9 protein-coding genes are annotated in these 9,352 nt (G+C 43.8%); 3 read left to right on the forward strand and 6 right to left on the reverse strand.

Annotation, left to right across the window (positions count from 1 at the left end; genetic code table 11):
* From A4S05_RS37870 to A4S05_RS37885, 4 genes are all read right to left on the reverse strand, one after another.
* The coding region (locus A4S05_RS37870; RefSeq protein ID WP_141699942.1) for a tetratricopeptide repeat protein at positions 1-1,239 on the reverse strand (1,239 nt) is incomplete at its 3' end.
* Positions 1,240-1,448: 209 nt separating this feature from the next.
* Entirely contained in the window at positions 1,449-1,649 is a 201-nt protein-coding gene (locus A4S05_RS37875) for a hypothetical protein (protein WP_069074868.1), read from the reverse strand.
* 102 nt (positions 1,650-1,751) lie between these two features.
* Positions 1,752-2,054, reverse strand: coding sequence for a hypothetical protein (locus A4S05_RS37880; RefSeq protein ID WP_069074869.1), 303 nt, complete (start codon positions 2,052-2,054; stop codon positions 1,752-1,754).
* Entirely contained in the window at positions 2,051-2,608 is a 558-nt protein-coding gene (locus A4S05_RS37885) for a hypothetical protein (protein WP_069074870.1), read from the reverse strand. The genes A4S05_RS37880 and A4S05_RS37885 overlap by 4 nt, the downstream gene beginning before the upstream one ends.
* Positions 2,609-2,770: 162 nt before the next feature.
* On the opposite strand from A4S05_RS37885, the gene A4S05_RS39850 reads away from it, so the two are divergent.
* Both A4S05_RS39850 and A4S05_RS37890 read left to right on the forward strand, forming a co-directional pair.
* Entirely contained in the window at positions 2,771-2,941 is a 171-nt protein-coding gene (locus tag A4S05_RS39850) for a ribbon-helix-helix domain-containing protein (RefSeq protein WP_084227419.1), read from the forward strand.
* Positions 2,942-3,157: 216 nt separating this feature from the next.
* The gene (locus A4S05_RS37890) at positions 3,158-3,760 is read left to right on the forward strand and encodes a DUF1819 family protein (RefSeq protein ID WP_069074871.1); all 603 of its coding nucleotides are present in this window, start codon (positions 3,158-3,160) and stop codon (positions 3,758-3,760) included.
* On the opposite strand, the gene brxL is transcribed toward A4S05_RS37890, so the two are convergent.
* Positions 3,757-5,775 carry a protease Lon-related BREX system protein BrxL gene (gene brxL / locus A4S05_RS37895; RefSeq protein WP_069074872.1) on the reverse strand — a complete coding sequence of 673 codons (2,019 nt, stop codon included), beginning with the start codon at positions 5,773-5,775 and terminating at the stop codon, positions 3,757-3,759. The genes A4S05_RS37890 and brxL overlap by 4 nt on opposite strands.
* Before the next feature lie 59 nt (positions 5,776-5,834).
* Entirely contained in the window at positions 5,835-8,402 is a 2,568-nt protein-coding gene (gene pglZ, locus A4S05_RS37900) for a BREX-1 system phosphatase PglZ type A (protein WP_069074873.1), read from the reverse strand.
* 236 nt (positions 8,403-8,638) lie between these two features.
* On the opposite strand from pglZ, the gene A4S05_RS37905 reads away from it, so the two are divergent.
* On the forward strand, positions 8,639-9,277 hold the full coding sequence (locus A4S05_RS37905; RefSeq protein WP_069074874.1) for a Uma2 family endonuclease: 639 nt from the start codon (positions 8,639-8,641) through the stop codon (positions 9,275-9,277).
* Positions 9,278-9,352: the final 75 nt, after the last annotated feature.

Genomic DNA, 9,352 nt, shown 5'->3' on the forward strand with positions numbered 1-9,352 from the left:
CTCTTGGAAATAAGCGATCGCCTGCTCTAAATTCTCAGCCCGCTCTCCTCGGATTCTCTTACTGTAAGCAAGAGCGAGATTATTTTGCAGCATTGCCCAATCTTGGGGAAATGCGCCAAAAGTTTTGACTTTCAGCACCTTTTGCAAATAAGCGATCGCCTGCTCTAAATTCTCAGCCCACTCACCTCTGATTCTCTCAAGGTAAGCAACAGCGAGATTATTTTGCATCATTGCCCAATCTTGGGGGAATGCGTCAAAAGTATAAACTTTTAGAGCCTTTTGGAAACAAGCGATCGCCTGCTCTAAATCCTCAGCCCGCTCTCCTCTGATTCTCTCTCTGTAAATAAGACCGAGATTATTTTGCATCATTGCCCAATCTTCGGGAAATGTATCAAAAGTATAAACTTTCAGAGCCTCTTGCAAATAAGCGATCGCCTGCTCTAAATTCTCAGCCCGCTCTCCTCTGATTCTGTTACTGTAAGCAACAGCGAGATTATTTTGCGTGGTTGCCCAATCTTCGGGAAAAGCGTCAAAAGTTCTGACTTTTAGAGCCTCTTGGTGATAAGCGATAGCCTGCTCTAAATTCTCAGCCCGCTCTCCTCTGATTCTGTTACTGTAAGCAAGACCAAGATTATTTTGCAGCATTGCCCAATCTTGGGGAAATGCTTCGCTGGTGTAGAGAGTTAGTGCAACTTCATAGCCAGTTATGGCAATTTCCTTATTCCTAGCTTTGTTACCCAAGGGGAATTGCGCTATTAGATTACTAAAATTTACTATATCTCCAGCAATGGATTGCGCTGCAACTGCTTCCGCTTCTGTGAGTGTATTTTTCGCCCATTGGCGCAATATTTCTCCTAACACTCCGTCGAGTTTGTCTGTATTCTTTGCCAGCAAGGGGTAAACTACCTTTGAGTCGCCCCAGCTTGACTTGGTTGCTTGCATTATCTCCATCAAGAATTGGACATATGCTTGTCTATGCTCCTCACTGAGAGATTGCAAATCTACTGTAGTATTTAGATTTAACACTTCCCTGAGATAACTTGCCAAACCTTGCAACCAATTTGTTGTATTTTCATCTCCCTGCTGCAAAAACATCTCCCCCGTCGCTTCTACCGTCTGCAAGAAGCCAACATCCACTAATTCTTGGTTTGCTGCTAAAATCTCTGGTTCTTGATCGCTGGGGCAATTCAACAGATTTTGAATCAGGTTGAAATAGGCTTGCTGACGCTGTTGGTTCATGGGTAAGGGCGTGAGACGCAACTAAATCAAAAGTAAAATACAACACCAACGTCCTAAATTCCAGAAAAGTGAAGAATTTCATAACAGATGATACGTTTTTGACAAAGAACCTCTTGATGAGTATTTTTTACTTGTGAACAGACAATACACTGATTTTGCGATCGCCCACTGCCAGTTTCAGGTAAAAAGAGGATGGATGCGATCGCTACTCACTTTACAGTATTCAAATCTTGTTGCTCTAACGCTACATTGAAAATTAGTGTAAAACTCACACCAGAAATAAGTCGGCGCAAAACTTGTAGATGAGCTTCTGCATCACTGCGGCGACGAAAACGAGCTACAATCTGGTTCTGCATATTAGGTTTAAGTCGGACTATACACCAAGGACTGAGCTTTTCAAGGTAAGTCATCGAATTCTCCTGGTAAAATCTGTAATTTCCAAGACAAAAGCCAGCCTACTGTGACGGTGGCTGGCAAGAAATATCAAATTGATATTGAAATTGATTCAATTCCTACTCACTCTTGTCTGGAAAACAAAGCTTCTGCAACACTTCTTCGGGGATATCCTCAAAATGTTCGAGCAAAAAGTTCATCAGTGCCAGGTGGCGTAAATCAGCTGGCATGGGACGGCGGTAGTTTTTACCTCTAGCAAACCAGCGTCGAACAGTGGAAAGGGAACGATCGCAAATCTGCGCCATTTCTTCATAGTTCACCTGCCACTTGGAGTAAAACTGCTTCGGAGTCATGCCCAGCTGACAGTAACTGTAGAGTTGCATCAAATCTTGCTCTCGCTGCTTGAGTGGATGAGGATTCATAAGTCTGTTTCCTCGCTGATTGGTTCTAAATCTTCTTCCCAAGCAATATCAGCAGATGTCCAAGCGGCGCTGGGGCTATCTTCGCTCAACCAAATCAAATAGCACCAACTCCAGCAGCAGCGATCGCAAGCATTGCTATAAAATCTACCAATGACAATACCCCAGTCAGTATCGCTTTGGGTAGAAAGCCAACGCAAGCGATCGCCATATAAAAATCTGGGTGTCTTTGCTACATCGGGAAAGTTAGCGGGAAGCTCAATAGATGCGTCTGGGCATTTGAGGTTAATCAAGCTTGGGACTATATCTTGGTTACTGTGCCGGATGAGATTGAGATAAGCGGCAATCAACTTACCATTGAGGCTATAAGTTAATTGAGAAATCAGAATCGCAGCTAGACTTTCTATTTCTTGTTGCTGGAGTTGTATCCAGGTACTATCAAAGTCAGCATCAGAGTAGTTGTTGAGCTTTGCCAGTAATTCTGTGATGCCGAAATCATTTAAAGCTTGTTGATAAGCTCTGTATTGATCTGTTTTGTAGCTAACAGGCTTTAACATGGAAAATGTCTCCTGTGATATGGGGGCCAAAAGCCAGCATCCGCCCTGAGAAAGTTGATGGCTGGCTTTTGACTTATCAGTAATTATACGCTAAAATGAAGTGTTTCTGTGTTAATTAGTGTGTTTAAACTAAAAACACACTAAATCGCTTATGATGATGAAATGGGAAAAGTAACTGTAACTCTTTATATGGAAGAAGAAGACAAAGAAGCCCTGCAATTTTTGGCTGATGCAGAGGAGCGTTCTTTGTCTCAAATGGCAGTGTTAATTGTGAAACGAGCTATCAAACAAGCCCAAAATGATGGAAAAATTCCTCCAATTCGGGGGAAATGATGTGTGATGCGATCGCTTGCGTAGAGTGTCAGTATACCCAGCAAGACTCAAACAGGATTCCTATATAAATTTCTAGCTACCACGCTTGACGAATATATCAAGGGAGACTTACATAGTAGGATGCCAAAAACCTTCCTCAGCAAGATTATTGCTGTACGATAGCTTACCGTCTGGATTTGAGAAAGGTTTCTGCCTGTCTTTGTTACTCTTACTACTATGACTGAAACGGCTTATGCTGCTCGTACTAACCACGCTTTTGTTTTGACTGAAACCCTGCGAGTTGCTGAACTGATGTACCAAGGTGCAACCCAGGAAGATATTCGGCAACGGGTACTGGTGGAGGATTTATTTCAACTGCGCTCCCAAGTTTCTCGTGAGCGGGCGCTACAAACTGTTCTCAAACGCCTTGAACAAGTGGCAGAGGAATACATTCAATTAATTGCCACTGGCAACCCTGACACCCGTCGATTCACCATATTGTTCCTGATTCTGCGAGAACACCGCCTTCTGCGCGAACTCATCGCTGAAGTCCTGTTGGACAAAATTAAGGGTTTTGATTATGTCGTAACCACTGCTGATTTGCGAACCTTCTTTGAAGGAAAGCGAGATCAAAATTCAACCGTGGCTGCATGGTCAGACTCCACCTATAAAAAGGCTGCTAGCAACACCTTACTGGTGCTAGTAAATGCGGGTCTATTGCAACCCACGTCCCCAAGAGGAAATTATCAAATTCGTTCTGTTCCAGTGCCATCAGCTTTGCGTCAACAATTACTCGCTGATGGGCTAGCTCATTACCTGACTCTCATGCTTGATTTTTAATCGACTGCTAACGCTTTAAATACTGCGTCTACGGGGTCAGCGTAAAATGATGTTTGAAATTTAGCAAACAATTCTGGCGGAACACTGCCTAAGTCTACGGCGCTTGCCATTGGTAAGAGGATACGTTTAGCGCCAGCATCAAAGGCTACTTGCAGGCTACCCGCTAGGTTACTGACTGGTGTAATCGTCCCACCAATGGTCATTTCCCCAAATATTGCAAATTGGGTTTGAACACTTCGTTTTAAAGAAGCAGAACATAACGAAACGAACAATGCTAATCCGCTCTCTTGCGGTGCGCCAGACCCTTGCAAGTCTAATAACTGAAGCAAAAAATCCAAATTACTTGGGTGAATGCTACTGCTGACTCTTTGAGCGTTAGCTTTGAAGTAATTCATCGCAATGTTTAAACTATCCTTCATCTTGCCAGCCGTCGCTACACCAGTGCGTACTAGCTTGCCACTACCGGGTACTACTTGCAGTTCAAGTTTGAATGCCCCAATTATGCCGCTATCTCCAGTACTGACAAAGTGCAAGTGACCGGGAGTCAGCATTTCCTGACTAATCAAGCTCGAACCACCCTGTTCTGGTACTGAAACAAAATGTTCATCTAGAGTTTCCAAGTCGATGTAACTGAAATGCACATCGTAAAATTCCATTCCACCAATTTTCTTTAACTGTTCTTTCACCCGCCGTCGTACCCGCAGCCCATATACTAAGGCTTCGCGCACATCTTCTTTACTAAATGAGCCATCTGGGAAGAGCAGTTTTAGCAGCCCTGATACAGTTTTGCGAACAGCTTGAACATCTCGTTGCTTAAGATTGTTACCTAGTCTGAAGTGGAGGTCTATGGCATCGGCAAAACTGCGTTTACGCATTTCCCGCAGCCACTCGGCTAAGTAATCGACAATAAAGCCGTACTGGTTGGTAAAATTCTCTGGGCTGAATTTGGGGATCTCCCAGCCAGGAATATAAGCGTGAAAACGGTCGAAGAAGGCGGTGTCAATCATGGCTTCGGGGAAGGGTGCTAGCAAATGTGAGGTCTTCACCAAAGATTCCACGCTTTGATTAATGTTGCCAACAAAGACCATAGAAGCATTAGCGGTTATTTCTGCCTTACCGCGTGCAAAAGAACCTGATGCCATGTAGTCTTTCATGATTTGTACACCGTCGTTATCATGGAAGCTCATACCTGCTACTTCATCAAAGGCAACCACGTCAAATAAACCTACTAGTCCTACGCGACGGTTGGACATATTGTAGAAAAGATTCGCTACTGTAGTTTTTCCACCGGAAACCAAGATTGAGTTAGGAGAAACTTCTTTGTAGACGTGTGATTTACCTGTAGAACGGGGGCCAAGTTCGCAGCAGTTGTAGTTATTTTCACAAAGGGCTACTAAACGGGCAAGTAGATGCCATTTTACGTCTTCGCTGACGGTAGTGGGTTCCAACCCTGTTGACCGAATCAGCAGGTCAATCCATTCGCTGCGGGTAAAAGCTGGGCGACCCGCAAACAATTCATCCATATCCACACTAGGCATTTGGATCGGTTTGAGGCTTCCGACAATGAAGGGACTGGGTTTGGTTCCGGCTTCGTATTCCAGTTGTAAAATACACCAGATACCACCACCCAGAAGCTTTTGGTTAGGTTTGACAATTTCTGGATCAATGACTACGCCTTTGACACCCAGGTTCATTAAGGTTCCCTGGTAGATGTCATCTCTGTCGTTGAGTGTTACCGTTACCCGGTCAATGATGGTAAATCGTCCCAATTCCCGAATTTTAGATTTGATCTGTTCTGCTTCATCAGGACGGACGTAATTTTGTGCCAGGATGTTTTTTACACGGGTAACGCCTTCTTCAATGGTGGTTTCGTCGTCGGTCGCACAGTACATACCGAGTAGGTATTCCAGCACATACACTGGTACGTTAGCACCTTCTTTAATACGTTTAGTCAGGTCTTTACGTACTACTTTTCCAGGGTAAATGCTGTTTAGTTTTTGATTCAGGTCATCCATTTTAGGGCAGGGAGCAGGAGAGAATAATTTGATATCACCGATATTGTGACTATATTGGCTTAGAAATCTCCAAAGTCGTTAGCGATCCCTAAACTAACTGCCCAGGTTTCTCGGAGCAATTCACTTTCATCGTCTGCATCCTTAACTATTAAATAGACGTTACTAGGGGGATTAGCGGTAGTTACGGTCAACCTTAAGTTAATTTCCCGATCGCTAGGATGTGGGCTAGTGCTGCTTAAGTTTGCTCCTCGCACATCTGTTATCGGTGTATTAGTTTGAGGATCGTAGAAAGCAACTGTAATTTGACGCGATCGCCATCTCCCCTCAACTGCATCACTTTGTACTAATGTCAATGTAAAACGATTATTCGTTACCCGCCGAACTCTCGCACTTACCTGTACCCCTACTTTCCTGGCTGGGCCTTCGTCTCCTTTAACCGCCCGTTGGTGATGATAGGTAATGACTGGTACGCATACTTCTTGGAGAGATGCCCCGCCGTGGACAAACTGCGCTCCTGCACCTTGGACGGCAAAGCGTAAACTACCACGAGGTACGATCGCGACTGTGCCATTTTCTGTATAGGGCAGGCTAAAGTGCAGTAAGGTTGAGTCATTCAACTGTTCTCGTGCTAGCAGGTAGCGGCGTTTGCTTTCCAGTACTACTTCACTACTTGGTAGGGGTCGCTTGTCTGCCTCTTGAATGGGGCGACGTTGGTATAAAAAACCGTGGTCTGCGGTGATGATAACGTTTGTACCATTGATAGAATTACAAATTTTCTTTACCAGCCGTAGCAGTTCGCTAATTGCTGTTCCGCAAGCTGATAGTACTTGACGTTCGCTAGATGCCTGATCGCCGATCGCATCAATGACGTTGTGATAAATGTAGATTAGGCGATAAGGTTGCACAGCAGCCCGTCCTTCGTCAGTATTCATCTCTAGCAGGTCTTTGGCGCTAAGTACTGTAGCTTCCACTCGACTATTTTGGTTTAGTACCTTTTGCCTTGCTAATGCTCCTTTAGTACCAAGCCCATCCAGTCGGACATCATCATCACCTGGTATCAGTTCTAGTTTTGACCCTGGAAGAAGTGCTGCCATACCCAACCGTGTCACGCTGGGTAAAACTCCCAATTGTGCCTCTAGGCTGGTTTCACCCCGAACTTCTTTTTTAATTACCTCTTCGAGTTCGCTGGCGACTTCATAGCGCAAAGCATCGGAGATAATCACAAATACTTTTTCGCGATCGCTCCGTTCTAAAATTGGGAATACGTGCCTACCAAAAAATCTAGTTTGGGATGCTATGCCCTCCAATTCCCAGTTGTTGTTGCCAAGGGCATTAGACCAAGCTTCTCCTACACTATCCAGGAACCATTGGGTGTATAGATTTTCCACATCGTCAATTAAACCCTTGAGGATATCCCCTTGGGCATCATCGCTCTTGACGATAAAGTGGCGGTAAGCTTTGTCAAAGGAGTGTAAATCGCTGGCGTAGGCTTTGAAGAGAAGTGGGGCTGGCTGGCGGAATCCTTCTGGATACTGTTGCTTAAATTCCAACAGAGCGATCGCAGCTTCTAATGCTTGATAAATCTTCTCATACTGGGGAAACCAAATCAGGGTATGACGTGCCTGTAACCAAGTTCGCCAGGGTGTCAATTCCGTTATTTGTTGCCCCATTTGCATTTGCAGGGTTTTAACGCAGGTGCGGATTAATACCTTATCCACTACCTCAAAACTCGCTGCTTCAAATAAAACTTCCGGCTCTAAATTTTCTATAGCATCAAATATATGTAATTGTTCTGCTACCTCACTGCTGAGGATCTTCCAGCCTAGAGAATCCTGCTGATCGCGCATCCACTGGTCGATAAAAGCATAAGCTCGTTGTCCAGGAGTGATGACTTGGTTTGCTAGCTGGGGCGGGATGGTATCGTGCAGAGATTTAGCAAAATGGGTGATTAACAACTGCACGAATAACTTGTTTAAACTGGGATTTTGCTTAGGAAAATCCGTGTGTTCTTGGACTACTTCCCAGAAAGCTTCAGGGGAGATAAAACGCTCAATATCAGACCAAAGGGCGTTATCCGACTCTAATAACCCTCCTAGCAGCACCCGCCGAATCAGTGTCCCTGCATCGGGTACTTTTAAGCCTGCGAGGACGGAAAGCATAGCTAGGAGTAATCCCCGTTCGTCGCTGTCGGGGGAAATACCCATTGCTTGCAGGGCTTCTGTCCGTTTGCGGCTTTTAAAGAATTTTTCATGTTCCCGGATGACAATTTCCAGACCGCGCGATCGCAATCCTAAATCTGCATATATGAGGGCGGCGGGGTCAGCAGAGAAAGTTAAACCGCTTTTTTGGATGTCTAGAAGCCAGTTTTCTTGGGGCGTAGGTTCGGCAAAGGGGGCGTACAGTAGAAAAGTTTGATTGGGTTGCTCGACCAGCAGGTGATATTTGACAGTAAAGGCAGTATCAGCGAGTTGGAGTTTTTCTACGCCTTCGAGTTGGAGTTCATTGAAGCTGCTGGTAAATTGTTGTTCGGGGTCGTACCAAAACACAATCCGCCGTCCTGGATGCGACCAACGGGCAGAATCTTGAAAAAATGTTTCTAGCGTGTTTTGGATACGAGCGGTGTTCATGCTAGGCAGAGGTAAGGATAATAAAGTGTCTTTTAGAATTCAATTGCCACCTAATATGGCACACAATTTACAAAGGTAGTGGTAAATATGTAGTAATAATAAATTTAGGTTGCAATCAGCGATAATTAAAATGTCATCACGTTAAATCGTCAAGAGTTTCTTAAACTGCATAGAAGCTCACCCGAATATTTAGGTATTATTGTTTGTACAGCAGTAAAAGAGTTGGATGAATCTTTATGCTTTTAGAGTTAAGACAATTGAGGATTCAACCAGGACAGCAACTGTTACTTGAGGACGTTAGTTGGCAGCAGTTTGAAAATATTTTGGCAGAATTAGGAGAACATCGCGCTGCCAGAATTTCCTATAGTCATGGTTTTTTAGAAATTATGGTTCCTTTACCCGAACACGAAAAAGCCAAAGAAATTATTGGCGATATAGTCAAAATTTTACTAAATGAATTAAGTATTAATTATGATGCTTTAGGTTCAACCACCCTAAAAAATGAAAAAATGAGTCAAGGAGTAGAACCAGATACTTGTTTTTACATTCAAAATCAAGCGGCAGTTATTGGGAAAAATCGCATAAATTTAAGTGTAGATCCACCCCCTGACTTAGCCATAGAAATTGATTTAACTTCTCGGACGCAATTAGATAATTACCAATTTTTGGGAGTACCAGAACTTTGGCGATATGGAAAACAAGGCTTACAAATTAATATTTTGCAAGGTGGAAAATATGTAGAGTCAAATTTTAGTCCTACTTTTCCTGATATTTCGATAATTGAGCTAGTAAATAAATATGTCCAGCAAAGTCAAGTTGTTGGTAGCAGCCAAGCAATTCAAGCTTTTAGAAATTGGCTGCGCGATAATATTTAATTGAATATTTAATTGAATAGTCGTTTACGAATCTGGTTTTTACCCCACCCTAACCCTCCTTTCAAGGGTAGGGGT

Origin of the sequence: Nostoc sp. KVJ20, assembly GCF_001712795.1 — a bacterium.
Taxonomy (GTDB): Bacteria; Cyanobacteriota; Cyanobacteriia; order Cyanobacteriales; family Nostocaceae; genus Nostoc.

What these genes read in the sequence shown, in the direction of transcription:
- A4S05_RS37885 (WP_069074870.1), bottom strand. Translation starts at nt 2,608, where the DNA reads ATGTTAAAGCCTGTTAGCTACAAAACAGATCAATACAGAGCTTATCAA.
- A4S05_RS37890 (WP_069074871.1), top strand. Translation starts at nt 3,158, where the DNA reads ATGACTGAAACGGCTTATGCTGCTCGTACTAACCACGCTTTTGTTTTG.
- A4S05_RS37875 (WP_069074868.1), bottom strand. Translation starts at nt 1,649, where the DNA reads ATGACTTACCTTGAAAAGCTCAGTCCTTGGTGTATAGTCCGACTTAAA.
- A4S05_RS37880 (WP_069074869.1), bottom strand. Translation starts at nt 2,054, where the DNA reads ATGAATCCTCATCCACTCAAGCAGCGAGAGCAAGATTTGATGCAACTC.
- A4S05_RS39850 (WP_084227419.1), top strand. Translation starts at nt 2,771, where the DNA reads ATGGGAAAAGTAACTGTAACTCTTTATATGGAAGAAGAAGACAAAGAA.
- pglZ (WP_069074873.1), bottom strand. Translation starts at nt 8,402, where the DNA reads ATGAACACCGCTCGTATCCAAAACACGCTAGAAACATTTTTTCAAGAT.
- brxL (WP_069074872.1), bottom strand. Translation starts at nt 5,775, where the DNA reads ATGGATGACCTGAATCAAAAACTAAACAGCATTTACCCTGGAAAAGTA.
- A4S05_RS37905 (WP_069074874.1), top strand. Translation starts at nt 8,639, where the DNA reads ATGCTTTTAGAGTTAAGACAATTGAGGATTCAACCAGGACAGCAACTG.